20 protein-coding genes are annotated in these 24,513 nt (G+C 54.3%); 12 read left to right on the forward strand and 8 right to left on the reverse strand.

What is annotated here, in order from left to right; translation table 11 throughout:
• Window positions 1-4: 4 nt before the first annotated feature.
• Together KGA69_RS23735 and fes are read right to left on the reverse strand one after the other, a co-directional pair.
• Window positions 5-208, reverse strand: a complete 204-nt coding sequence (locus KGA69_RS23735; RefSeq protein WP_045392859.1) for an MbtH family protein — start codon at window positions 206-208, stop codon at window positions 5-7.
• A gap of 3 nt (window positions 209-211) precedes the next feature.
• The gene (gene fes / locus KGA69_RS23740; RefSeq protein ID WP_049061779.1) at window positions 212-1,432 is read right to left on the reverse strand and encodes an enterochelin esterase; all 1,221 of its coding nucleotides are present in this window, start codon (window positions 1,430-1,432) and stop codon (window positions 212-214) included.
• Between the two features lie 284 nt (window positions 1,433-1,716).
• On the opposite strand from fes, the gene fepA reads away from it, so the two are divergent.
• Complete coding sequence (gene fepA, locus KGA69_RS23745; RefSeq protein WP_213292702.1) at window positions 1,717-3,945, forward strand: siderophore enterobactin receptor FepA; 2,229 nt, start codon at window positions 1,717-1,719, stop codon at window positions 3,943-3,945.
• 203 nt (window positions 3,946-4,148) lie between these two features.
• On the opposite strand, the gene KGA69_RS23750 is transcribed toward fepA, so the two are convergent.
• Entirely contained in the window at window positions 4,149-5,090 is a 942-nt protein-coding gene (locus KGA69_RS23750; protein ID WP_045392848.1) for a transketolase family protein, read from the reverse strand.
• Window positions 5,083-5,913 (reverse strand): transketolase, encoded by an 831-nt coding sequence (locus KGA69_RS23755; protein WP_213292703.1) that lies wholly within the window; start codon window positions 5,911-5,913, stop codon window positions 5,083-5,085. Before KGA69_RS23755 ends, KGA69_RS23750 begins: the two co-directional genes overlap by 8 nt.
• A 373-nt stretch (window positions 5,914-6,286) precedes the next feature.
• Between KGA69_RS23755 and KGA69_RS23760 the strand changes: the two genes are divergently transcribed.
• The 10 genes from KGA69_RS23760 (at window position 6,287) to KGA69_RS23805 (ending at window position 17,664) form a co-directional block, all read left to right on the forward strand.
• A complete protein-coding gene (locus KGA69_RS23760; protein ID WP_015367784.1) occupies window positions 6,287-7,237 on the forward strand; it encodes a sugar-binding transcriptional regulator in 951 nt (316 codons plus the stop codon).
• Window positions 7,238-7,587: 350 nt separating this feature from the next.
• On the forward strand, window positions 7,588-9,108 hold the full coding sequence (locus tag KGA69_RS23765; protein WP_213292704.1) for an FGGY family carbohydrate kinase: 1,521 nt from the start codon (window positions 7,588-7,590) through the stop codon (window positions 9,106-9,108).
• 169 nt (window positions 9,109-9,277) lie between these two features.
• Complete coding sequence (locus tag KGA69_RS23770) at window positions 9,278-10,213, forward strand: D-ribose ABC transporter substrate-binding protein (RefSeq protein ID WP_015367786.1); 936 nt, start codon at window positions 9,278-9,280, stop codon at window positions 10,211-10,213.
• Window positions 10,214-10,256: 43 nt separating this feature from the next.
• Window positions 10,257-10,877 (forward strand): DUF2291 family protein, encoded by a 621-nt coding sequence (locus KGA69_RS23775; RefSeq protein WP_047049385.1) that lies wholly within the window; start codon window positions 10,257-10,259, stop codon window positions 10,875-10,877.
• Between the two features lies 1 nt (window position 10,878).
• Window positions 10,879-12,423: a sugar ABC transporter ATP-binding protein gene (locus tag KGA69_RS23780; protein WP_213292705.1), complete on the forward strand. Its 1,545-nt coding sequence runs from the start codon at window positions 10,879-10,881 to the stop codon at window positions 12,421-12,423.
• A 17-nt stretch (window positions 12,424-12,440) separates the two neighbouring features.
• The gene (locus KGA69_RS23785) at window positions 12,441-13,508 is read left to right on the forward strand and encodes an ABC transporter permease (protein WP_015367789.1); all 1,068 of its coding nucleotides are present in this window, start codon (window positions 12,441-12,443) and stop codon (window positions 13,506-13,508) included.
• Window positions 13,509-13,569: 61 nt separating this feature from the next.
• Window positions 13,570-14,367 carry an SDR family oxidoreductase gene (locus KGA69_RS23790; protein ID WP_020079384.1) on the forward strand — a complete coding sequence of 266 codons (798 nt, stop codon included), beginning with the start codon at window positions 13,570-13,572 and terminating at the stop codon, window positions 14,365-14,367.
• 199 nt (window positions 14,368-14,566) lie between these two features.
• Window positions 14,567-15,352, forward strand: a complete 786-nt coding sequence (locus KGA69_RS23795) for an SDR family oxidoreductase (protein ID WP_045392837.1) — start codon at window positions 14,567-14,569, stop codon at window positions 15,350-15,352.
• Between the two features lie 274 nt (window positions 15,353-15,626).
• Window positions 15,627-16,607 carry a DUF1852 domain-containing protein gene (locus tag KGA69_RS23800; protein ID WP_045392834.1) on the forward strand — a complete coding sequence of 327 codons (981 nt, stop codon included), beginning with the start codon at window positions 15,627-15,629 and terminating at the stop codon, window positions 16,605-16,607.
• Window positions 16,608-16,632: 25 nt separating this feature from the next.
• Window positions 16,633-17,664 carry a methionine synthase gene (locus KGA69_RS23805; RefSeq protein WP_047049395.1) on the forward strand — a complete coding sequence of 344 codons (1,032 nt, stop codon included), beginning with the start codon at window positions 16,633-16,635 and terminating at the stop codon, window positions 17,662-17,664.
• 98 nt (window positions 17,665-17,762) lie between these two features.
• Here the strand turns inward: KGA69_RS23805 and KGA69_RS23810 are convergent, their stop codons facing one another.
• Complete coding sequence (locus tag KGA69_RS23810) at window positions 17,763-19,226, reverse strand: DUF1254 domain-containing protein (protein WP_020079387.1); 1,464 nt, start codon at window positions 19,224-19,226, stop codon at window positions 17,763-17,765.
• Window positions 19,227-19,243: 17 nt separating this feature from the next.
• A complete protein-coding gene (locus KGA69_RS23815; protein WP_049060995.1) occupies window positions 19,244-20,743 on the reverse strand; it encodes a DUF1254 domain-containing protein in 1,500 nt (499 codons plus the stop codon).
• A 276-nt stretch (window positions 20,744-21,019) separates the two neighbouring features.
• On the opposite strand from KGA69_RS23815, the gene KGA69_RS23820 reads away from it, so the two are divergent.
• Window positions 21,020-21,658, forward strand: a complete 639-nt coding sequence (locus tag KGA69_RS23820; protein ID WP_045392828.1) for a helix-turn-helix domain-containing protein — start codon at window positions 21,020-21,022, stop codon at window positions 21,656-21,658.
• 80 nt (window positions 21,659-21,738) lie between these two features.
• Here the strand turns inward: KGA69_RS23820 and KGA69_RS23825 are convergent, their stop codons facing one another.
• Entirely contained in the window at window positions 21,739-22,101 is a 363-nt protein-coding gene (locus KGA69_RS23825) for a hypothetical protein (RefSeq protein WP_049060997.1), read from the reverse strand.
• A gap of 8 nt (window positions 22,102-22,109) precedes the next feature.
• Window positions 22,110-24,401, reverse strand: coding sequence for a type VI secretion system Vgr family protein (locus tag KGA69_RS23830; RefSeq protein WP_223683737.1), 2,292 nt, complete (start codon window positions 24,399-24,401; stop codon window positions 22,110-22,112).
• Between the last annotated feature and the right edge of the window lie 112 nt (window positions 24,402-24,513).

The following is a 24,513-nucleotide window of genomic DNA, read 5'->3' on the forward strand; positions in this document are numbered from 1 at the left end:
CTCCTCAGGAGGCGTAGTGCGCTGGAATAAGGGTTGACCAGTTGGCGGCAAGCCAGGCGTTACAGGCCTCTAATGACTGCGGCGGACACTCCACCGTCCAGCCTGTCGGCAGCGCGCAGTGATGCGGCCACAGGCTAAATTGCCCCTGTGCGTTGCGCAGAATGTAAAACTGCCCTTGGGGATTATCGAAGGGGTTGCTGAATTGCATCTCTCACTCCTCGTTAAGCGCGTGTTGTTGCCCGCGGCGCAAAGACTGCCACAGCTGGATAAGCCCGGACGTCAGCCCGCCGCGCCAGCATAGCGCGTCATGCCCGCCGTCAACCTGGCGCCAGAAAATGGACGGCGTGGTCTGCCGCAGCTGCGCGAAAAGCGCCTGGTTGGCGCGAAAAATAATCGGTTCGCGCACGCCGGCTTCCAGCCAGATACGCAGCCCCTGCGGCCGAAGTTCGCCGCGCTGCAGTTGTTCAAGTATCACCCCCGGCTGGCTACTGCCGCGCTGTGGCCACCAGTACGACCCCGACTGGCTCAGGACGCAGCCAAAACGCTGCGGCCAGTGGAGCGCGGCATACATCGCCGCCAGACCGCCAAAGCTCTGCCCCGCCACCACCGTCCGGTCGGCGCGATCGCTGAATGGCGCCACGGCGTGCACCTGCGGCAGCAGTTCTTCCTGTACCGCCAGCCAGAAATCACGGTTGCAGGGCAGCTCGACGCTGCGGTGTTGATTGTCGATAACGTCGATCAGCACATAGACCGCCGGCGGTAGGCGGCCTTCCCGCGTCAGTCCCGCCAACGGCGCAAAAATCGGCATGCTTTCGGCCCAGAACTGGCCATCAAGCAGGACCGCCAGCGGGCGATCCGTCCCACTGCCGGTGGTGTAAATCCACACTCGTCGCTGGTTACCTAATCGCTGGCTGCGCCATTCAATACAGCGCGGCGCAGGCGAAACCGGCTCGCGATAATGCCAACCCGGCTGTTCCGGCGCCTGCGGCAGTTCCAGCGCCGAGACCGCGTGGCCGCGTCCCCCCTTCCAGCTTTGCGGATTGCGGGGATCGGCAATCGCCCGTGGCAGCAGTTTGCGCCAGCCTTCGCGCAGCAGCGCGCGGTCCGGCGCTTCACCGTTAAAAAGCTGCGGGGAAAAATCGTCGTCGCGTTCGGAGGGAATAAAACAGTAGCTGCCGCGCCAGCTGGCGGGGAGCGTGGTTTGCCAGCGCCAGGCATCGGTACCGGGGATGCGCTGCAGGGTTTGCGGCGCCGCGTTGTGGTGATGATCGGTGACGCCGGTAATGTAAATCCACACCCGCCGAATCGGCGACGTGGTTTCGCTGCCGGCCGGATCGCGCCACCAGAAGGTCACCCGATATGCGTCGCCCAGCGCCTCAGTCTGCGGGCCGGCGATCCCCCGCCACCAGTCGTCACTTCCCGTTATTTGCATTCCGTCAGTAACCCTATGTTTACCGTGATTTTTATCAACAAAGGTAATATTTATTGATAATATTATTGATAACTATTTGCATTTGCAATAGCGTATTAACGCGCCTATGGGTAGCGCGTCTTCTCATTACATTAAATCAAGGTCAGAGAGGGTCTTTTCTGAGCGTTTGGCTCGGTCGGCTACGGAAAGCGTTCACCTTCTACTGGCTACATTTATGCCGCCTCCTCTCCCGGTGGGAAGGGGCTTCTGGGGAAAGCGGCAAAGAAAAGCGGAACTGACTTACAATGAATAACAGGATTAAGTCCCTGGCCTTAATGGTCAATCTGGGTATCTACGGGGTGGCATTCCCGCTGTGCGCGGCGGAAGAAACCACCGACAGTAAACAAGCCGCCGGTGAAGAAACGATGGTAGTCACCGCCGAGGTGCAAAACCTGCAGGCGCCGGGCGTTTCTACCATTACCGCCGATGAAATTCGCAAACGTCCGCCGGCGCGCGACGTCTCTGAAATCATCCGTACCATGCCGGGCGTCAACCTGACCGGCAACTCCACCAGCGGCCAGCGCGGCAACAATCGCCAGATTGATATTCGCGGTATGGGCCCGGAAAACACCTTAATCCTGATTGACGGTAAGCCCGTGACCAGCCGTAACTCTGTTCGTCTCGGCTGGCGCGGCGAGCGCGACACCCGCGGCGATACCAGTTGGGTACCGCCGGAAATGATCGAACGTATTGACGTTATCCGCGGCCCGGCGGCGGCGCGCTACGGCAACGGCGCGGCGGGCGGCGTGGTCAACATCATTACGAAAAAATTCGACAACCAGTGGCATGGTTCGTGGAACGCCTACATGAACATGCCGGAGCATAAAGACGAAGGCGCGACCAAGCGTACCGACTTTAGCCTCAGCGGCCCGCTGGGCGGCGATTTCAGCTTCCGCATGTACGGTAACCTCGATAAAACCCAGGCTGATGCCTGGGATATCAACCAGGGCCATCAGTCTGAACGTACCGGCATTTACGCCGATACCCTGCCCGCCGGGCGTGAAGGGGTAGAAAACAAAAACATCAACGGCGTGGTGCGCTGGGATTTCGCGCCGATGCAGTCGCTGGAGTTTGAAGCTGGCTATAGCCGCCAGGGCAACCTGTATGCCGGTGATACGCAAAACACCAACAGCAACGATCTGGTGAAAGAGAACTACGGTAAAGAGACCAACCGTCTCTATCGCAATACTTACTCCGTGACCTGGAACGGCGGCTGGGATAACGGTGTGACCACCAGCAACTGGGCGCAGTACGAACACACCCGCAACTCGCGTAAAGGCGAAGGTCTGGCGGGCGGTACCGAGGGGATCTTCAGCAGCAACCAGTTTACCGATATCGACCTGTCGGACGTGATGCTGCACAGCGAAGTTAATATTCCGTTCGACCTGTGGGTTAACCAGAACCTGACGCTGGGTAGTGAATGGAACCAGCAGCGCATGAAGGATAACGCCTCCAATACCCAGGAACTCTCCGGCGGCGAAATTCCGGGCTATGACAGCACCGGCCGCAGCCCGTATTCTAAAGCGGAAATCTTCTCCCTGTTCGCCGAGAACAACATGGAAGTGACCGATACCACCATGCTGACGCCGGCGCTGCGTTTCGATCACCACAGTATTGTCGGTAATAACTGGAGCCCGTCGTTGAACCTGTCGCAGGGTCTGGGCGACGACTTTACCCTGAAAATGGGTATCGCCCGCGCCTATAAAGCGCCGAGCCTGTATCAGACCAACCCCAACTATATTCTCTACAGTAAAGGTCAGGGCTGCTACGCCAGTAAAGAAGGCTGCTATCTGCAAGGGAATGACGACTTAAAAGCCGAGACCAGCATCAACAAAGAGATTGGCCTCGAGTTCAAACGCGACGGCTGGCTGGCGGGCGTCACCTGGTTCCGTAACGACTACCGCAACAAGATTGAAGCGGGCTACGCCCCGGTCTATCAAAACAATAAAGGTACCGACCTGTACCAGTGGGAAAACGTGCCGAAAGCGGTAGTTGAAGGGCTGGAAGGCACGTTGAACGTACCGGTCAGCGAGACGGTGAACTGGACCAACAACATCACCTACATGCTACAGAGTAAGAACAAAGAGACCGGCGATCGCCTGTCGATTATTCCGGAATACACGCTCAACTCGACGCTGAGCTGGCAGGTTTATCAGGACGTTTCCGTGCAATCGACCTTCACCTGGTACGGCAAGCAGGAACCGAAGAAGTACAACTACAAAGGCCAGCCGGTTACCGGCAGCGAGAAGAACGAGGTCAGCCCGTATAGCATTCTCGGCCTGAGCGCGACCTGGGACGTGACCAAAAACGTCAGCCTGACCGGCGGCGTGGATAACGTCTTCGACAAGCGCCACTGGCGCGCGGGTAACGCCCAGACCACCGGCGGCGACAAAGGGAGTATGTACGGCGCTGGCGCGGAGACCTATAACGAATCCGGCCGTACCTGGTATATGAGCGTCAACACCCACTTCTGATGACAACCCTCAAAGAGCACGGACGCTCCCCTCGCCCCTTTGGGTGAGGGTTAGGAAGAGGGGGAAATCTGCTGATTAGTCAGCTCGCTATCCCCCTCACCCCGGCCCTCTCCCTGGGAGGGAGAGGGAGAAAAAGAACCCTCATTCACTTTTAAGCACGTTTATCAGCAGTCTGACGCCCTCCCCATGGAGGGCGTTGTGCTTCAACCCCGTACTGACTTCTGTACTCGCGCGACAATCGACGCCGCGTCAAAACCATGATGTTGACGCAGCCAGCCGCGATCGGCGGCCGCCGCGTATTCGCCATCCGGGATCCCCAGGCGCTGTAAAGCTATCCCCACCCCCGCTTCCGCCAGCACTTCGGCGACCAGGCTCCCCAACCCGCCGTTGACGTTATGCTCTTCGACGGTAATGACTGAACGACATGACCGCAGCGCCGCCAGCAGCGCCGCGGTATCGCAGGGTCGAATCGACGGCACGCTAACCACTTTCGCCTCAATGCCTAGGTCGGCAAGCTGCTGCGCCGCCTCCACCGCTTCGTGCACCGTCGAGCCGGTCGCCACCAGCGCCACCGCTTCGCCTTCGCGCAGGGTCAGCACCGCGCCGGGCACAAAACGGTACGCTTCGTCATGCAACTCCGGCAGCGCCTTGCCATCCAGACGAATATAAACCGGCCCCTGATACGCCAGGGCATAGTCGATAATCTGCCGACATTCGCGCGGCGTGGAGGGGGCGAAAATCTGGATATTGCCGAAACCGCGCATTACCGCCAGATCGTCAATGGCATGGTGGGTACTGGCCAATGGGCCATAGCTGGCGCCGGCGTTGAGGCCAAAGAGCTTGACGTTGGTGTTGTTGTAGCAGACATCAACTTTAATCTGCTCGTTGGCGCGAGAGACAAGGAACGGCGCGGCGTTACAGGTCACCGCCACTTTACCGCCGAGCGCCAGACCCGCGGCGGTGCCGACCATGCTCTGCTCGGCGATACCGACGTTAACCAGCCGTCCGGGGAACTGCTTAATAAAGGGAGCGATCTTGGCCGTTGAGGTGGAGTCCGCGACCACCGGCACCAGATCGACGCCCTTTTCCACCGCGGCGATAAACGCCTCGACCATCACGTTCGCCAGGTGTTCTGCATTACTCATCTTTCAGTTCCTCCAGCGCCAGTGCGATTTCCTCGCCTTTCGGCACCCGGTGGTGCCACTCCGGGCGCCCCTGGATAAAGGAGATGCCCGCGCCCTTCGTGGTGTTGGCAATAATGACGTTAGGTTTACCGTTCTGCTGTAGCCCTTCGAGAGTCGCGACCACCGAGGCCATATCGTTGCCCTCGCATTCGCTGACCTCCATGCCGAAGGCGCGCCATTTATCGGCCAGCGGATCGGTATTCATAATTTCGCGGGTTGGCCCGGCCAGCTGAAGATTGTTCTTATCATTAATAATGACCAGGTTATCGAGGCCATAATGGGCCGCCGCCAGCGCCGCCTCCCAGTTACTGCCTTCCGCCAGTTCGCCGTCGCCGGTGATTAAAAAGATGCGGCGGGGGCTGTTGCTTTTCTTTGCGGCCAGCGCCAGCCCCACCGCTACAGGCAAACCGTGTCCCAGCGCGCCGGTGTTAAGCTCAATGCCCGGCGTTTTCTGCCGCACCGGATGTCCGGGAAGGTGCGAGTTCGCGTGCTGGTAGGTCTCCAGCCATTCGATCGGGAAGAAACCGGCTTCCGCCAGTACGCAGTAGTAGCAGCCCACCGCATGGCCTTTCGACTGGATATAGATATCGCGCTGCGGGTCGTCAAGACGCTCGGGCGCCGCATTGAGTACGCGGAAATAGAGCGCGGTTAACAGCTCGACCTGCGACAGGTCGGCCCCGGTGTGACCGCCCGCCGGACTATTGGCGTTTAAGCGGACAATGTGGCGGCGCACGGCGCGCGCTTTGCGCTCAAGCGTCTGGACATCAAATCTGTAGGGATTCATTTAATACCTCTGAATTTATTTTCAATATGGAATATTTATTCCGTCAGGGACTAAAAAAACCAGATATCCCCATGCCGGTGGTTAGCCTTCCGCCCCAGCGCCATACTCAGGAACATTCTGCCTCCCGCTCCAGGCGAAGCCCGGATAAAATCGTTGACTCAAAGCCATCCTGAATATATATTCAATGATGATTCTTTATTCGATTATGGCCTGGCTGTTTTGTTTTTGTCCATAGCCGATTTTGATGAGTGGTAAAAATTTGACCATCATCACACTTAAGTGTGATTTTTTTTCGCGTATGATAAAAGTCACTACGATAATGGCTGCAGCTAAACGCCTGAAGAAAGGCGATAAATGATTTTCGAGGATTAATATGGCTAAGCAGGATGAACAACGGCTATTGGTGAAGATTGCCACGCTTTACTATCTGGAAGGACGAAAGCAGTCTGATATCGCCCAACTTCTCTCGCTGTCTCAGTCATTTGTCTCTCGCGCGATTACCCGCTGCCAAAAAGAGGGCGTTGTCAAAATCAGCGTCGTACAGCCATCAAATATCTTCCTCAATCTCGAAAAGGGGCTTGAGGATCGCTACGGGCTTAAACAGGCGGTGGTGGTCGATACCGAAGAAGAGGCCAGCGACCATACCATCAAGCGGGCGATTGGCTCAGCCGCCGCGCACTACCTGGAAACCCGCCTGCGGCCAAAAGATCTGATTGGCGTCTCTTCCTGGAGCTCGACCATCCGCGCGATGGTTGATGAGGTTCACGCGCAAAACCTGAAGGCCAGCGGCGTCATCCAACTGCTTGGCGGCGTCGGGCCCAACGGCAACGTGCAGGCGACGATCCTCACCCAGACGCTGGCCCAGCGTCTTAACTGCGATGCCTGGCTGCTGCCGTCGCAGAGCATCGAAGGTTCCATGGAAGAGCGCAACCGCCTGCTGGCCAGCAAAGATGTCGCCGATGTGGTTTCACGCTTTGACGAGGTCGATATCGCCATTGTCGGCATTGGCATTCTCGAACCTTCCCAGTTGTTGAAAACGTCGGGCAACTATTATCACGAAGATATGCTGCAGGTGCTGGCGGCGCGGGGCGCGGTTGGCGATATCTGCCTGCACTACTATGACAAATACGGCCAGCCGGTGTTACGCGAAGATGAAGATCCGGTGATCGGCATGGCGCTGGAGAAAGTCAAAAAATGTCCGAACGTGGTCGCGCTGGCCGGCGGCACCGACAAAGTCGCGGCAATAAAAGGCGCGCTTACCGGCGGCTATATCGATGTTTTAATCACCGATTACCCCACCGCCAGACTGCTGGTTAGCGACTAATCCTCCGCAGTTTTATGCCTCGTCAATCCCTGAGGCTGTTTTTTCAGCAACAGGGATTGCAAAATAACTCATTATAATTCAACAAATTAAACCACTCACTTCCCCACCTTCGTGTCATATTCCCAATCTGCGAAATGTGATTGCCAGCACAATTGATGATTTTTCAGGTAGCCCATCACCGGGTTTGTGGCTTAAGGTATCAAATAAATAATCACTATCGAATATATATTCAGTGATTAAAAAAACGATAACGATATGTCACATCATGGCCTGCATAGACGCATGCAATGGCCGGAGACCATCTCTGTTTCCGCCGTTCCAGGACAATGTGTGACCGAGGAGAGCATCATATGCAGGCGACAGCCAAAGAGTTCATCATTGCGCTGGATGAAGGCACCACCAACGCGAAAGCCGTGGTGCTGGACGGCAAAGGCAAGGTCAGCATCAAGTTCTCGCAGCCGCTGGCGATCCAAACCCCGCGCGAAGGTTGGGTGGAACAATCCGGCGAGGCGCTGATGGCGGCCTCGCTGGCGGTGATCGCCAAAGCGGTGGCGCACGTCGGTGCGGAAAACGTCGCGGCGCTGGCTATCAGTAATCAACGCGAAACCGCCATCGGCTGGTATCGCGCCAGCGGCGAACCGATTAACGCCGCCATCACATGGCAATGTACCCGCAGCGCCGCTTTCTGCGACACGCTGCGTCGCGATCGTCAGGAGCAGCGCATTAAGCACGCCACCGGCCTGCCGATTGCGCCGCTGTTTTCCGCCTCCAAAATGCGCTGGCTGCTGGATGCCACTCCCGATGGTTATCAGCTTGCCGCGCGCGGCGAGATTTGCCTCGGCACTATCGACAGCTGGCTGCTGTGGAATTTAACCGGCGGACAATCTTTCTTCTGCGATTACTCCAACGCTGCCCGCACCCAATTGCTGAATCTGCACCGCGGCGAGTGGGATGACGAGATGCTGACGCTGTTTGGTATTCCGCGCGCGGCGCTGCCGGAGATTAAACCGTCGAGCGGGCTGTTCGGCTACACCAAAGGGCTGGCGGCGATCCCCGACGGTATCCCGGTGATGGCGATGATTGGCGACTCCCACGCCGCGCTATTCGGCCACGCCCTTGGCGAAGCTGGCTGTGTGAAAGCCACCTACGGTACCGGCTCCTCGGTGATGGCGCCGGTCCAATCGGCCCAGTGCGATATTGCCGCCCTGGCGACCACCGTCGCCTGGCATGATGGCGACCAGTTGGTGTGGGGACTGGAAGGCAACATCCCCCATACCGGCGATGCGGTAGCATGGATGGCGGACAGCACCGGACTGAGCGAACTCTCCGCAGCCGACCTGGCCCATGAGCTGAATACCCTGCCCGCCTCCGTCGATTCGACTTTAGGGGTCTACTTCGTACCGGCGCTGACCGGGCTCGGCGCCCCCTGGTGGGACGACAGCGCCCGCGGGGTAATCTGCGGCCTTAGCCGCGGGGTCAAGCGCGCGCACCTGATCCGCGCGGCGCTGGAATCCATTACCTATCAAATCGCCGACGTGGTGGCGGCGATGCGCCAGCACGCTGAATTCACCCTGACGGCATTAATGGTCGACGGCGGTCCAACCAACAACGACTGGCTGATGCAATACCAGGCCGACCTGCTCGGCTGCCCGGTGATGCGCAGCGATATCCCGGAACTGTCCGCCATCGGCGCGGCGCTGCTGGCGCGAAAAGCCCTCACTCCCGGTGAAACCGCCGACCTGCAAGCCTTCTTAACCGAACACAGCGCTTTTCAACCCGACATGGCCCGCCACCAGCGCCTACAGCAGCGCTGGCAGGAGTGGCGCCATGCGGTAAACAGAACATTATGGAAACCGGATTCGCCGGCCTGATGCCCATCGGCGTCAGATTGGGCGACGAACCTTATTAACCCACTACAGGAGAACCCCGGCCCATACCGATGTATCGCAACCCCCGAATTTATTCTGGGGAAATTTCAGACCGTAAACCCTGCCCGCTCAGGGATCATTTGTTCGAATATAAAAATACAGGAACAGAGTCATGAAATTACGTTTAACTCTTTTAACCGCTGCGACCCTGACCGCCTTTTCCTTTGCCGCGCATAGCGCCGAAAAAGGCACCATTATGATAATGGTTAACTCGCTGGATAACCCTTATTACGCCTCGGAAGCCAAAGGCGCCAGCGAAAAAGCGCAAGCCCTCGGCTATAAAACGACCGTGCTTTCGCATGGCGAAGATGTCAAAAAGCAAAATGAGCTGATTGATACCGCCATTGGTAAAAAGGTACAGGGAATTATTCTCGATAATGCCGACTCCACCGCCAGCGTCGCCGCCATTGAAAAAGCCAAAAAAGCGGGTATTCCGGTGGTCTTAATTAACCGTGAAATTCCGGTTGATGATGTCGCGCTGGAACAAATTACCCACAATAACTTCCAGGCCGGTTCAGAAGTCGCCAACGTATTTGTTGAGAAAATGGCGGAAAAAGGCAAATACGCCGAACTGACCTGCAACCTCGCCGATAATAACTGCGTCACCCGTTCTAAATCCTTCCACCAGGTGATTGACCAGTACCCGGATATGGTCAGCGTGGCAAAACAGGATGCCAAAGGCACCCTGATCGACGGCAAACGCATTATGGATAGCATTCTGCAGGCTCACCCGGATGTCAAAGGGGTGATCTGCGGTAACGGCCCGGTGGCTCTTGGCGCCATCGCGGCGCTGAAAGCGGCCAATCGTAACGATGTGATTGTCGTCGGCATCGACGGTAGCAACGACGAACGCGATGCGGTGAAGGCAGGCACGCTACAGGCGACCGTGATGCTCCAGGCGCAGGCCATCGCCGCCCAGGGCGTTACCGATCTCGATAACTACCTGCAAAAAGGCGAAAAGCCGGCGAAGCAGCGCGTGATGTTCCGCGGCATTCTGATTACCCAGGATAACGCAGATAAAGTTCAGGACTTCAATATCAAGTCCTGAGTTCGGGTGGTTGCGCCCCTGCGGGGGCGCAGAGGAGAGCATTATGTATAAGAAAACCTGTCTGGCGCTGGCCGTTCTGGCGCTTGGCGGCTGCCGCATCGTCTCGCAGCAGGAGCTGGCAGACCTGAAATCCCCGCCCAATCCGCATATGGCGAACATCGATAAAACCTGGCAGCAGAGCATCGTGCCGCAGGTGGTCGCCAACGCCCGCCCGGCGGCGGAATTGATGAGCGCGCTGAAGGCGCAAAAAGATATCGATAGTGCCTGCAAAGCGCTGGGCTACCGCGCCCAGGACGAAAACCCGTGCATCTTTTACGTCAAGGTGGCGGGCGCCGTCAGCAAGCTGGATAGCGCCTCGCGCAGCGGCAAGATGACCCTTGCCGATGGCAGCATCGGTAATGTAGTGGTGCAGATTGGCCCTACTCTGCGCGGCACCCTGCTGCGCGACGGTTACCGCGGCGCCAGCTACCAGGACTTTAACGACCAGGTGCTGTTTGGCGAATACAGCAAAAATATTAATAGTCAGGCGGTCAAAATGATTCAGGCGGCCAACCTGAAAACCGGCGACAACGTAGAAGTGTATGGCGTCTTCTCAGCCTGGGATATTCCACAAACTATTCCGGAAATCACCCCGGCGAAAATCGTTCATCCGGGGGGACAATAATATGACGCCGCAAGATATCGTCGCTCCCCAACCAGTCGAATCTGAAGTGATTATCGAAACCTGCGGCCTTTCGCGCATTTATCCCGGCGTGACCGCGCTGGATAACGTGAATTACCGGGTCTATCGAAATAAGGTTAACGTTCTGATCGGAGAAAATGGTGCGGGTAAATCCACCATGATGAAAATGCTTGCCGGCGTTGAAACGCCCTCCTCCGGTCAAATTATTCTCGATGGCGAAGCGGTGACTTTAAACTCTACCCACCAGGCAGAGAAATTAGGCATCAGTATTATTTTTCAGGAACTGAATTTATTCCCCAATATGAATGTGATGGACAACATATTCATGGCTAATGAATTCTTTCAGAAAGGACGCATCAACGAAAAATATCAATATGCGTTAGCCAAATCGCTACTGGAGCGGCTGGAGCTCGACGTCGATCCCTACACGCAGCTGGGCGAACTGGGGATTGGTCATCAGCAGCTGGTTGAAATCGCCCGCGCGCTATCGAAAGACACCCGCGTGCTGATTATGGATGAACCCACCTCGGCGCTGAGCCAGTCAGAAGTCAAAGTGCTGTTTAAGGTTATCGAGCAGCTTAAGCGCCGCGGCGTCACCATTATCTACATTTCGCATCGCCTCGAAGAGCTGATGGAGATTGGCGACAACATCACCATTTTCCGCGACGGCCGCTTTATCAGCGAGCGTCACGTCAGCGACGCCAGCGTGCCGTGGATCATCGAGCAGATGGTCGGCGACAAGAAAAAGCACTTTGATTATCAGCCCGCGCCAAAAGGCAACGCGGTGCTTGACGTCAAGGGGCTGACCGCGCTGCATCCGAGCGGCGGCTACAAACTCAATGATGTCACCTTTACCCTCAGCAAGGGCGAAGTGATCGGTATTTACGGCCTGCTGGGCGCCGGGCGCACCGAGCTGTTTAAAGGGCTGGTTGGCCTGATGCCCTGCCAGAACGGCGAGGTACATCTTAACGGCGAAAGCATCGGCAAATCTCGCTTTCAACATCGCCTGAAAAAGGGGCTGGCGCTGGTGCCGGAAGACCGCCAGGGCGAAGGGGTGGTGCAGATGATGTCGATTCAATCCAACATGACGCTCTCTGATTTTAGCCTGCAGGGTTTCCGCCGCGCCTGGCGCTGGCTGAATCCGCAGAAAGAAGAGTCCTGCGTAAAAGAGATGATTCAGCAACTGGCGATCAAAGTAAGCGACGCCAATTTGCCCATCACCTCGCTGAGCGGCGGCAACCAACAAAAAGTGGTGCTGGGTAAGGCGCTGATGACCCAGCCGCAGGTGGTGTTCCTTGATGAACCGACGCGCGGCATCGACGTCGGCGCGAAAACCGACGTCTATCACCTGATCGGCAAAATGGCCCAGCAGGGGCTGGCGGTCATGTTCTCCTCTTCGGAGCTGGATGAAGTGATGGCGCTGGCCGACCGCATCCTGGTGATGGCCGATGGCCGCATTACCGCCGATTTACCGCGCCATGCGGTGACCCGCGAAAAGTTAATCGCGGCTTCAACACCTCAAGATTAATCAGGCTGGAATCCATCATGAACCAGAAATATATGATTTATATGTACCTGCTGAAGGCCAGAACCTTCATCGCCCTGCTGCTGGTGATCGCATTCTTCAGCGTGATGGTACCGAACTTCCTGACCGCCTCTAACCTGCTGATCATGACCCAGCACGTGGCGATTACCGGCCTGTTGGCCATCGGTATGACGCTGGTGATCCTCACCGGCGGCATTGACCTGTCCGTCGGCGCGGTGGCAGGTATCTGCGGGATGGTCGCGGGCGCGCTGCTGACCAACGGGCTACCGCTATGGAACGGCGATATCATCTTCTTTAACGTCCCGGAGGTCATCCTTTGCGTCGCGGTCTTCGGCGTGCTGGTAGGGCTGGTTAACGGCGCGGTGATTACCCGCTTCGGCGTCGCGCCGTTTATCTGCACCTTAGGGATGATGTACGTCGCCCGCGGCTCGGCCCTGCTGTTTAACAACGGCAGCACCTACCCGAACCTCAACGGCATGGAAGCGCTGGGCAATACCGGTTTCGCCACGCTGGGCTCCGGTACGCTGCTTGGCGTTTATCTGCCGATCTGGTTGATGATCGGCTTCCTGGTACTGGGCTACTGGCTGACGACCAAAACGCCGCTTGGTCGCTACATCTACGCTATCGGCGGCAACGAATCCGCCGCTCGCCTCGCCGGCGTACCGATCGTCAAAGCCAAAATTTTCGTCTACGCCTTCTCCGGCCTGTGCGCCGCCTTCGTCGGCTTGATCGTCGCCTCTCAGCTACAAACCGCCCACCCGATGACCGGCAACATGTTTGAGATGGACGCCATCGGCGCCACCGTGCTCGGCGGAACCGCGCTGGCAGGAGGCCGCGGTCGGGTGACCGGCTCGATTATCGGCGCCTTCGTGATCGTCTTCCTCGCCGACGGCATGGTGATGATGGGAGTTAGCGACTTCTGGCAGATGGTCATTAAGGGCCTGGTGATCGTCACCGCCGTTGTCGTCGACCAGTTCCAGCAGAAGCTGCAGAACAAAGTCATTCTGATGCGCCGCCACGAAGAGAAGCTGGCCGCGATCCCGCCGAACGGCGCCACCTCCAGCTAATCGCAACCGTATTCACGTATTCCGCCGGGCCCGGCGCCCGGCTTATCGAAAGGGAAAAAATATGCAACGAGATTTCCATAATAAAACGGTAGTTATCACCGGCGCTTGCCGCGGCATCGGCGCAGGTATTGCGGAGCGCTTTGCCCGCGACGGCGCTAATCTGGTGATGGTCTCCAACGCCGAGCGCGTTCACGAGACCGCCGAAACTCTGCGTCAGCGCTATCAGGCGGATATTTTATCGCTGCAGGTCGATGTGACCGACGAAGCGCAGGTACAGTCGCTGTATGAGCAGGCCGCCGCGCGCTTCGGCGCCATTGACGTCTCCATTCAGAACGCCGGGGTGATCACCATCGATTACTACGATCGGATGCCAAAGGCCGATTTTGAAAAAGTGCTCGCGGTTAACACCACCGGCGTGTGGCTGTGCTGCCGCGAGGCCGCTAAATATATGGTGAAACAGAACCACGGCAGCCTGATTAATACCTCTTCCGGCCAGGGGCGTCAGGGCTTTATCTACACGCCGCACTACGCCGCCAGCAAAATGGGCGTGATCGGTATTACCCAAAGCCTGGCGCACGAACTGGCGCCGTGGAACATCACCGTCAACGCCTTCTGCCCCGGCATCATTGAGAGTGAAATGTGGGATTACAACGATCGCGTGTGGGGAGAAATTCTCAGCACCGAGCAGAAGCGCTACGGCAAGGGCGAACTGATGGCGGAATGGGTCGAAGGGATCCCGATGAAGCGTGCCGGTAAGCCGGAAGACGTGGCCGGGCTGGTGGCCTTCCTCGCCTCCGACGACGCACGCTACCTCACCGGGCAGACCATCAATATCGATGGCGGTTTGATTATGTCGTAATCCCCCGAGGTTAGCGGGCCCTATCGCCCGAATAAGGCATCCCGCACTGGCGCCACCACTCCGGGACGGCCCCCGGTGGCGCTTTGCTTACCGGGGCTACGTAATACCGCCGAAGGGTAGCCCGGATAAGGCGCTACGCGCCGCCATCCGGGAAACCGGGACCCCGACGTTCGACACTATACTGAAGAGAGTAATCACTATGATCGGCAAAGACTTTGCACAGCAGCTGTTTAACCTGCAGGAGCGCGTCGCTTTCGTGACCGGCGCCGGCAGCGGCATCGGCCAAACCATCGCCTGCGCGCTCGCCAGCGCCGGCGCGCGGGTGGTCTGTTTTGATCTTCGCGACGACGGCGGCCTGGCGGAAACGGTCGGCCATATTGAATCCATCGGCGGCCAGGCCTGTTCTTATACCGGCGATGTCCGCCAGCTTGCCGACCTGCGCGCCGCCGTTGCGCTGGCCAAAAGCCGCTTTGGCCGCCTCGATATCGCCGTTAACGCCGCCGGTATCGCCAACGCCAATCCGGCCCTGGAGATGGAAAGCGAGCAGTGGCAGCGGGTTATCGACATCAACCTCACCGGCGTATGGAACTCCTGCAAAGCAGAAGCGGAATTAATGCAGGAGTCTGGCGGCGGGTCGATTATCAATATCGCCTCGATGTCGGGGATTATCGTTAACCGCGGCCTCGATCAGGCGCATTACAACTGTTCGAAAGCCGGCGTTATCCACCTGTCGAAAAGCCTGGCCATGGAGTGGGTTGATAAAGGGATCCGCGTCAACGCCATCAGCCCCGGCTATACCGCCACGCCGATGAATACCCGCCCGGAGATGGTGCATCAGACCCGCGAGTTTGAAAGCCAGACCCCGATGCAGCGCATGGCGAAGGTTGAAGAGATGGCCGGCCCGGCGCTGTTCCTCGCCAGCGACGCCGCCTCATTCTGCACCGGCGTGGATCTGGTGGTCGATGGCGGATTTATCTGCTGGTAAAACCGGTCTTGCCCCGGCTAACGATGCCTAAGCCGGGGCTATTTCATTCCACTCTTGCACGTCTACGCAGAGCGCATGACGGATCATGAAGATGGCTCATGCCGTATTGAAATTAACTCTCTTTCACTCACTCAATGACTCTGGCAAAAATAGTCTTCAGCAACTGCAGACAATATGAATGCTACTGAATAATAAATCCAGATAAATCGCAAGGTCATTCTGGGAATGTGAAATACCTGCATTTTTATATCAGAACCCAGGGTGGAAAGAGACGATGACAGACTTTACCTTTACGATTAAACGCAGTCGTTTTGATGAACACTATAACCCGGCGAAAAATACGCGTATTACCACCAATTTTGCCAACCTGGCGCGGGGCGAAAACCGTCAGCAGAACCTGCGCAACACGCTGACGATGATTGATAATCGCTTTAATAACCTGGTGCAGTGGGATAATCCGCACGGCAACCGTTATTCCGTCGAACTCGATATTATCTCAGTCGAGATGAATATTACCGCTAACGGCCAGAATGCGGCATTCCCGGTGATTGAGATTCTGCAAACCAATATTATCGATAAAGCCACCAATACGCGTAGCGAAGGCATTGTAGGAAATAACTTTTCCTCTTATGTGCGCGATTATGATTTTAGCGTATTACTGCCGGAATATAATAAAGACAAGGCAACCTTCAGTGTGCCGGAAGATTATGGCGTTCTGCATGGCAATATCTTCAAGCACTTCACGCACTCTGCCGAATACCATGAATGTTTTAAAAAATCGCCGGTCATCTGCCTGAGCGTATCCAATAAGCATACTTACCGCCGGACCGGTAATCAGCACCCTATTCTCGGCGTCGAATACCAGCAGGATGGCGTGGCCCTCACCGAAGCCTATTTCAATAAGATGGGTCTGCAGGTGCGTTACTTTATGCCGGCCAATAGCGTAGCGCCGCTGGCCTTCTTCTGCGCGGGGGATCTGCTTAGCGATTACAGCAACCTTGAGCTTGCTAGTACCATTAGCACCATGGAGACCTTCCAGAAGATTTATCGCCCGGAAATTTACAACGCTAACTCCGCGGCCGGGCAGTGCTATCAGCCGAACCTGAATAATCAGGATCATTCGTTTACCCGGATTGTCTATGACCGCGAAGAGCGCAGCCGCCTGGCGATTGAACAGGGCAAATTTACCGAACAACAGTTTATTAAGCCGTACCAGCATATTCTTGAGCAATGGTCAGCTCATTACGCTCTCTAAATCATAAAAAATAAAGGTCACCTGTATGAAAACATTGCTCCCGACATCCACCGCAGGCAGTTTACCGAAACCGACCTGGCTGGCGCAGCCCGAAACGCTGTGGTCGCCGTGGAAATTACAGAATGAAGAGTTAGTATTGGGCAAACGCGATGCGCTGCGTTTATCGCTCGACGATCAGCTGCGCGCAGGCATTGATATCGTCAGCGATGGCGAGCAGACGCGTCAGCACTTTGTCACCACCTTTATTGAACATCTCAGCGGCGTCGATTTTGAGAAACGGCAAACGGTGAGAATTCGCAACCGCTATGACGCCAGCGTGCCGACCGTCGTCAGCGCCGTCGAGCGCCAGCAGCCGGTGTTTGTCGAAGATGCGAAATATCTGCGTCAACTCACCAACAAACCGATTAAATGGGCCCTGCCGGGGCCAATGACCATGATCGATACGCTGTATGACGATCACTATAAAAGCCGTGAAAAGCTGGCATGGGAATTTGCCAAAATTCTCAACCAGGAAGCCCGGGAATTAGAAGCCGCCGGGGTAGATATTATTCAGTTTGATGAACCCGCCTTTAACGTCTTCTTTGATGAAGTCAATGAATGGGGGATCGCCGCGCTGGAAAAAGCCGTTGAAGGGCTGAAATGCGAAACCGCCGTACATATCTGCTATGGCTACGGCATTAAGGCCAATACCGACTGGAAAAAAACGCTCGGCTCCGAATGGCGCCAGTATGAAGAGGCGTTCCCGAAACTGCAGACCTCTTCTATCGATATTATTTCGCTGGAGTGCCACAACTCGCGCGTACCGATGGACCTGCTGGAGCTCATCCGCGGTAAGAAAGTGATGGTCGGAGCAATCGATGTGGCGACCAACGCCATTGAGACGCCAGAAGAGGTGGCCAGCACGCTGCGTAAAGCCCTGCAGTTCGTCGACGCCGACAAGCTCTATCCATCAACCAACTGCGGCATGGCGCCGTTATCGCGTCAGGTCGCCAGCGGTAAGCTGCATGCGCTAAGCGCCGGGGCGGAAATCATTCGCCGGGAGCTGGCGGCGAAATAATCGCCGCCCGCCGTTCACTTCTGAAAATAAAACAGGATCCGCTCACATCTGGATCCTGTTGTTAGCTATAGCTTCCTCAAAGAAAGATCGACTAAGCGCTAGTTAATCTTTTCAATTTTAGGCGGCTGCCAGGTTCCATCCAGAATCGGTTTCTCTCCCCAGTATGCGCGAATATAGAGCGAGAATGTCCCATCCGGCGCCGGAAGCCAGTTGTTGATTTTGTCTGCAGCCGGACGATCTTTGCTGACGTAAAGCGTCAGCGAGCCATCATTATTAAATTTGAGATCCTTATTCTTGGTACCCAAAGAATAACGGTTAAGCTCATTCGGGCTGAAGAGATGCTTACTGTTATACAGTGTCAGCGACCAGAAGCCTTTCACCGGCGGCAATTCACCTTTCGGGAAAGTAACGGTATAAGCATGATCGCCCGAAAGCTGAACGCCGCCCGCGTCATTATCCGTGTAGAAATATTGCGTTTCGTCCGGCTTATTATCGAACATGTTCGACTTCGCGGTGCCGGTACGGTTGTAGTAATCAACACCAAATTGGGCGTTGTTCTTCGAACGATTCCAGCCGTTGCCTGCCGGAACACCGTTATTTTTCCATTTAAAGAACTCGGCGATAACCGTTTTATCGGTCTCAACGGCAGCTTCATCCATCCACTTACGGATTTGCGGATCTTTCTTACCGGCTTCAATCAAATGACGATATTGGGCGTACATCGCCTCTTCACCCGGCAACGGCGCGACTTTATTCAGTACATTCGCTAGCTGATCGAAATATTTTTCCGGAACCACCCATTTCGTTTCACCGGCATTTGGGTCCGGTTTATCGCCAATTGCCGGAATTTTCGCGTATTCATAAGACTTCATTTTGCCGTTGAATTCGCTGAGCGGGTACGACATCACCTCTTTAATTGGCGCCTGGATAGCGGCGCGATCTTCCGGTGTATCATCCATCTGGATACGCGGGATCATATTCGCCATCTCGGTAGACGAATGGATCACCCCGTTAAAGCCTTTCGGCGTTTCGCCTTTCCAATTTGGCCCGACAAGCAGATAGAAACCCGGTTTAGTCGCGTAAGGTTTACCGACGTTACCGATCTGGTTAGTACGCGCGTCATAAATCGCATATACCCAGAAACGATCGCCAAAATCAGGCACCTGAATGACAACCGGCTCTTTATCCAGTTCATAAAAACCTAATCCATATGCCACGTCCTGGTTAGGACAGGTGACAAAGGTCTCCTGCGGTTTGATGTAGTCGGTCAGCATGCTCAACTGACCCATCGGCGCCACCGGAACCATCCCACCATTAAGCGCTGGGTAAGGGGCTTTAGTGATGGTTTCACGACGGTTAAACTGGTTTACCATCGGCCACCCCCAAATATAGGCCTGTTGAGCAATTGCTTTCACGTAGGCCTCAGGCATTTTGACATCGGTCGGCGTAGTCGCTAACTGGTCAAACTGAGTGGGGTGAGGGATAGTTAACGGCGCCGATTGTGCCGCCGCGCCAGCGCTGAACGCCAATGCGGTCAGTAGTGCCAGAGATTTGAGTTTCATCGTTTTTCCTTTCTTATTCATTTATTTGTCTGAACCAGATCGTCAGGTACCCAGGTCTGATCGTAGAAACCGTCTTCGGTGCCATATAGCCTGAGGGCAACGAGGAAGTTGCGATCCGGTACCGTCTTGATAAAGGCGCTGTCCGCCACACCATCCGGTTTTTGGGGGCCAAACCAGATATCAATAGAACCGTCGCTGTTTTTCGGCAAATTGTAATAACCATTGGTGGATGGTAGCAGTTGATCGGTTTCCGGCATGGTGCCATCGGTGATGTTGTAAGCCGTTACTGCCCAGAACAATGCGGCTGGCGGATTAGGCGGCAGATGCAGCTTATACGTATTGCCGCCGTTGAGGAATTTGCCCTCTTTGTCCCGGGTGGTATAGGGATATTTCGAACCCGCCCCCGTGGTATGCATCACCATCGCCGCTGCGCTGGAATACGCAATCTGGAAGAACGCCGCGCGCTGATTTTCATCCAGGGTACCGTATTGCATCCATTCTGCGGTTGCGCCTGCCCAGGAGTTCTCGTACTGGCGGTCTTTGTAGTACAACTGACGCTGATCGTCTCGTCCAACCTGACGACGGGCGAGAATCATCCGCGGCGCCGTTTCCACTGCTTTCTTCAGCAGTTCTTGCTGTTTCGCCGTAGGTTTAAACGGTTTTCCTTTAACAATACCGATACTCAATAACGCGCTGCGGGTATCCTCCGGGATAGCGGTCAGCGGTTCGTAGTCGACAAAATCTTTTAGTTTTTTCCAGTAACTACTGTCCGTTGGGTACATCATGTTGACACGCTTACCGCTGGCATCCGGGAACTGCATTGGTTTGACTTCTTTTTCAACATCCCAGAGCGGATAAATACGGGTAGTTTCCGCATTTTTAACCGCCGGCGCCGGGTCAGGTTTTCCCTCCCCTTTGCCCATAATGGTGCGGAAAAACAGGAATACGTTGTAGGTAGAAGATTTAAATGCGTAATACCCCTGAGGAACTGGGCCGTTATAATCTGGCGGTAACAGCAGATATAACCCACCGCGAGCACGATCGGGACCAATAGCGCCGACATCGGTGATGGTTTTCTGGAAAAAGTCAGTAAACATGCCGATGACATTCGCCGGGGCCTTAATCACCAGTGGACCCGTTTCTTTCAGATCCAGATAGCTCATGGAATAGATAACATCACCATTTGGCGTGGGCACCACCGCCCGGCTGTCCATACGCTCCTTCCAAATTGGCAGCACGTTGTAGCCTTTGCCGAATGCCGCTTCTGAACCATCGCGTAAACCAATAGTGTTCAGCAGAGGCAGCGTCTGAATGTAGGCGTGGATAGCATCCTGATAATAGAGCTCATCGCTTAGCGATTGCGCTTCCTGTTGTGGTAGCCAATTGCCGTTATTTAATTGCTTCATCAGCGGTGAAAGCGGCGCACTGGCTGGAGCTGCAAACGCCGAACTGCTGCTAAGGCAAGCAAACAGCACTGCGCTTGCGATAAGGCGCAGGGCCGGTTTTTTCTTGGTCATCATAAACTCCATCAGGTAAGCGTCAATCCACTAAGCGTAGACACTAATTCTCGAAAAAATATAGTGTTACTAACATTTGTGACGGCACGCTATGTAGCACTGGAAATGAGAAGTTAAGGATTGGATAGCCGTAACTGATCCAAACTCACTTAAGTTTAATGACTGAAGCATTTCAAAAAAGTCCCGGTGGGGACCTTTTGTAAAAAAAATGGCCTGGAGATTGATACCATGTCGCTAAACTGACATAGTGCTCTGTGCTCAGGAGGGACCGTATTGATGTTAGCCTTTGAAACTATTCATGAATTCTACCGCAAACAGAATTTTAGCGAACATCGTCACCGCGTGATCGAGGCAGGCATTCGATTTAATATGAAATCAAATGAAATCCTCAATATGGAGAAAAATTTTATTTACTATGTTGATACCGGGGTAATGTCTATCGCCGTTGATGACGATGAGCGAATTATCGGTACAACCATTGAATATATGCCGATTGGGCTTTTAGAAAGATTTTGCCCTATCGCTCAATTCCGTTACTCCACGCTCACCCCAACTTCCATGATTAAAATTTCTCAACAAGAGTTTGATCGGATATTTTTTGGCAATACAAAAGAGTATATGCAAGAACTCGCAGCGATCCTTTCGTATATGCTGATTTTTATTCTGGATGTGCATGTAGAGCGCAGAACAGACTCTGGCTATCATACTATCAAGGCGATGTTGCATCGTTACATGTATCGTAGAAGCGTTAATTCATTTGAAAGGGAAGGCATTGCCAATTTTATTATTCGTAGAACCAACCTTTCCAGAAGCTATGTTTTCCGTGTTTTGGCAGAATTGAAAGAAGGTCAATACATTACAATACAGAAAGGAAAATTGATCGCTATTAACCGGAAGCTACCCAATGATTTTTAACTAACCGGGGATCGCCCCCCAATAAATAAAAAACACTCAAAACCCACCTACGCCTGGGGCGCCAATCCGCTAGCAAACTCTCAATATTTTAATTCTTCATGATAATAATCTAACTTACTGTACTTCGGATTAGCCCGATAGTAGATCACGGGCACCTCTTTTCCAACATAAACCTTATCGAGATCCACCGAATTAATAGTCATAAACTGATTGGCCTTGCTATAAATTTTACCTCCGACACTAAAGCTATACGTTAATACAATACTCACCTCGCCACGATCGTTCGGTGTTTTAGGATAATAAGAGACGATACTAGCGCGAGTCGCTACGGGATCCCTTTTAATCAGCCAGTAGAAGAAAAAACCTCGGGCAAAGCAGAAGACAACCGCAGCCATCAAGGCATAGAAGGGCCCACGAATGATGATCCCTGAATATTTTTCCATTATATTTCTCATGTAATGATTGTTAATAGTGCGGTCTGCAAAGACAATAAATTATACTCCAGCCTATTACCATTGATCTCAAAATGCGCCCCGCCGCCGCGAAACTTAAACACCACGGGATTAGTTTCGTATTTTAATCCTTTGACGCTAATTTCTGTTAGGGCCAGCGCGGTATCATTAAGTTTGACCGACATCGCCGCCGCTTTATATTCAAAATAATCCGGGCACTGGAGGTCAATTTTCTTTTCTCCTCGCAATATCATGGTATCAGGGGTCGATATCTCGATATCACCGGTAGTCACTTTTTGGGCCCAACCTCCAGCTACGGTTGTTGTTAATCCGCCGATGATGGTATTTTTACGCCCGCCGCTACGGACTATTAATTCATCGCCGTCGTGGATTTCAACGTGCCGTCCTCCCGCGGAAACCTTCAGCCACATGCTGCCATCTTCCAGGGTCAGGTACCGATCGCCGATGTTTATTGTCGTGCAGGCAGTACCATTAATGGTGGTCGTCACATCACCGTTAATCTGTGAAAAATCGCCACCGTCGGTGATGGCCAGTTTTCTCCCCTTCGCGATTGTCTTGGTTTCACCCTGGTTAAAAATGGATTCTTCTGCTTTTTCAACCCTGGTGGTACGCCTGGACAGATAAGTAAAAACGGCGTCATCCATCACTTCATGGGTCTGCGTTTTGCCTATTTTTGTGAGATAGTGGCCATCAATAGCCGCAGTTTTATCGTTCTCTACTGAAATATTCATATCTCTTTCAGCGTGTAAATCAACCGATTCGCTGCCCGCCCGATCTTCGAAGAAAAGATAGCTCGCATTATCTTTATGCCCATCTTTGCTACGGGTCATAAACCCCATCCGCGTGGCCTCGTTCGGTAGCGCCCACGGCGGTAAACTAGATTCGTTATAAACGCGCCCGATAATTATTGGGCGGTCGGGATCGCCGTTAATAAAGTCAACGATCACTTCATCATTGACCCTCGGGATCTGTATCCCGCCAAACCCCTGTCCTGCCCAGACGCTCGATACGCGTACCCAACAGGAACTGCTATCGTCGTTATTTCCTTCTCGATCCCAGTGGAATTTCACTTTGACGCGCCCATATTTATCGGTCCAGATACTCTCAGCCCGAGGGCCCACCACTCTTGCTGTCTGCGGACCATAGGTGCGCGGCCAGGGTGTCGCCAGTGGCGGACGGAAGACGGTAGACGACGGGATCACGACAAAATCAATGCGCTGAATGGCCTGATTATCAGCACCACTGGCGTAACGGTTTTCCTCGAATTCATAATGCGCCTGGATGGTAAGATATTCGCCATTGTCGCCAAAGAACGGCGCGTTGCTTAATTGAAATCGCGCGCCAGGCACAATGCCCGGCGCCGTCGAGGTAGCGTTAATTTTATGCTGTTCCACCTGCCAGCGCTGTTGACGAAGACGGGCGTAGTTTGCCCCCTGTTCATGCTCCACAAAGCGACCAGGCCAGTCATAAACATCAATTTTTCCCGGCCGTGGGGAGAGCGGATTTTGTCGCACCTGCAGCAACCAGGCATTCGGTTTACGAAAATCATAATCATCAAGGCTATATAGCCCCGGAGTGACGTTATCCTGCATCGCCCAGCGTGAGATGCCCTCGGCCGGCGTACTTCCACGCAATGATGTGTACTGGTAGGGAATGTCTTCATAACCAGTAATCGAATGATAACTTTCAGCGGCATCAACCAGAACCAGCGTATGCTTATCACGATCGTGGCGAAAATAATAAGCAATACCTTCGTGCTCCATTAAGCGGCTGATAAAATCAAAACTACTTTCCTGATATTGAACACAGTAATCCCAGACACGATATTGTTCCAGCAGCGCATCTTCAACATTTACCTGGTATTCAGCCAATAGCATGACCACAATCTGCGGAACTGTTTTTTCCTGAAAGATGCGCGAATTACGATCGCGCTGCATCGGCCATAAATCTGATTCAAGCGTCAGCGAATAAGCCGCATATCGGTTCCCTGACAGCTCTATCGCCCCCACGCCAATCCCGGTGACTTTGCCATTAAAATATCGCGGTTCTAACGCGTTTTTTACAGGAACAGCAACCGTAACCGACTCTCCCAGCAAGGTGCTACGATCGATACGCGCATCCGTCGCCAGCAACACGGCTTCAAAAGAAAATGGCGTTGAAATTGCTGCATCTCCAGACAATTTCCAGAAAGAAAGTCCGTCAATCGGAAGCTCAACAGATATACGGTTAAATATCGTTGTCGCTCCTGGAAGCAATCCTGGAGGACTCATTATTTCATTCCATTATTTGCAAATAATGATATTTAAGCGTAGATATCCCCCCATGACTATATGACAACCAGTAATAACACAAATAAAACATTTTAATTAAGCACAAATAGTA

The sequence above is a fragment of the Klebsiella sp. A52 genome (assembly GCF_018388785.1).
Lineage (GTDB): Bacteria > Pseudomonadota > Gammaproteobacteria > Enterobacterales > Enterobacteriaceae > Klebsiella > Klebsiella aerogenes.

Coding starts and splice junctions, on each gene's coding strand:
- KGA69_RS23790 (WP_020079384.1), top strand. CDS start 13,570: ATGCAACGAGATTTCCATAATAAAACGGTAGTTATCACCGGCGCTTGC.
- KGA69_RS23820 (WP_045392828.1), top strand. CDS start 21,020: ATGTTAGCCTTTGAAACTATTCATGAATTCTACCGCAAACAGAATTTT.
- KGA69_RS23775 (WP_047049385.1), top strand. CDS start 10,257: ATGTATAAGAAAACCTGTCTGGCGCTGGCCGTTCTGGCGCTTGGCGGC.
- KGA69_RS23795 (WP_045392837.1), top strand. CDS start 14,567: ATGATCGGCAAAGACTTTGCACAGCAGCTGTTTAACCTGCAGGAGCGC.
- KGA69_RS23765 (WP_213292704.1), top strand. CDS start 7,588: ATGCAGGCGACAGCCAAAGAGTTCATCATTGCGCTGGATGAAGGCACC.
- KGA69_RS23805 (WP_047049395.1), top strand. CDS start 16,633: ATGAAAACATTGCTCCCGACATCCACCGCAGGCAGTTTACCGAAACCG.
- KGA69_RS23800 (WP_045392834.1), top strand. CDS start 15,627: ATGACAGACTTTACCTTTACGATTAAACGCAGTCGTTTTGATGAACAC.
- KGA69_RS23755 (WP_213292703.1), bottom strand. CDS start 5,913: ATGAATCCCTACAGATTTGATGTCCAGACGCTTGAGCGCAAAGCGCGC.
- fepA (WP_213292702.1), top strand. CDS start 1,717: ATGAATAACAGGATTAAGTCCCTGGCCTTAATGGTCAATCTGGGTATC.
- KGA69_RS23830 (WP_223683737.1), bottom strand. CDS start 24,401: ATGAGTCCTCCAGGATTGCTTCCAGGAGCGACAACGATATTTAACCGT.
- KGA69_RS23750 (WP_045392848.1), bottom strand. CDS start 5,090: ATGAGTAATGCAGAACACCTGGCGAACGTGATGGTCGAGGCGTTTATC.
- KGA69_RS23785 (WP_015367789.1), top strand. CDS start 12,441: ATGAACCAGAAATATATGATTTATATGTACCTGCTGAAGGCCAGAACC.
- fes (WP_049061779.1), bottom strand. CDS start 1,432: ATGCAAATAACGGGAAGTGACGACTGGTGGCGGGGGATCGCCGGCCCG.
- KGA69_RS23760 (WP_015367784.1), top strand. CDS start 6,287: ATGGCTAAGCAGGATGAACAACGGCTATTGGTGAAGATTGCCACGCTT.
- KGA69_RS23815 (WP_049060995.1), bottom strand. CDS start 20,743: ATGACCAAGAAAAAACCGGCCCTGCGCCTTATCGCAAGCGCAGTGCTG.
- KGA69_RS23735 (WP_045392859.1), bottom strand. CDS start 208: ATGCAATTCAGCAACCCCTTCGATAATCCCCAAGGGCAGTTTTACATT.
- KGA69_RS23810 (WP_020079387.1), bottom strand. CDS start 19,226: ATGAAACTCAAATCTCTGGCACTACTGACCGCATTGGCGTTCAGCGCT.
- KGA69_RS23770 (WP_015367786.1), top strand. CDS start 9,278: ATGAAATTACGTTTAACTCTTTTAACCGCTGCGACCCTGACCGCCTTT.
- KGA69_RS23780 (WP_213292705.1), top strand. CDS start 10,879: ATGACGCCGCAAGATATCGTCGCTCCCCAACCAGTCGAATCTGAAGTG.
- KGA69_RS23825 (WP_049060997.1), bottom strand. CDS start 22,101: ATGGAAAAATATTCAGGGATCATCATTCGTGGGCCCTTCTATGCCTTG.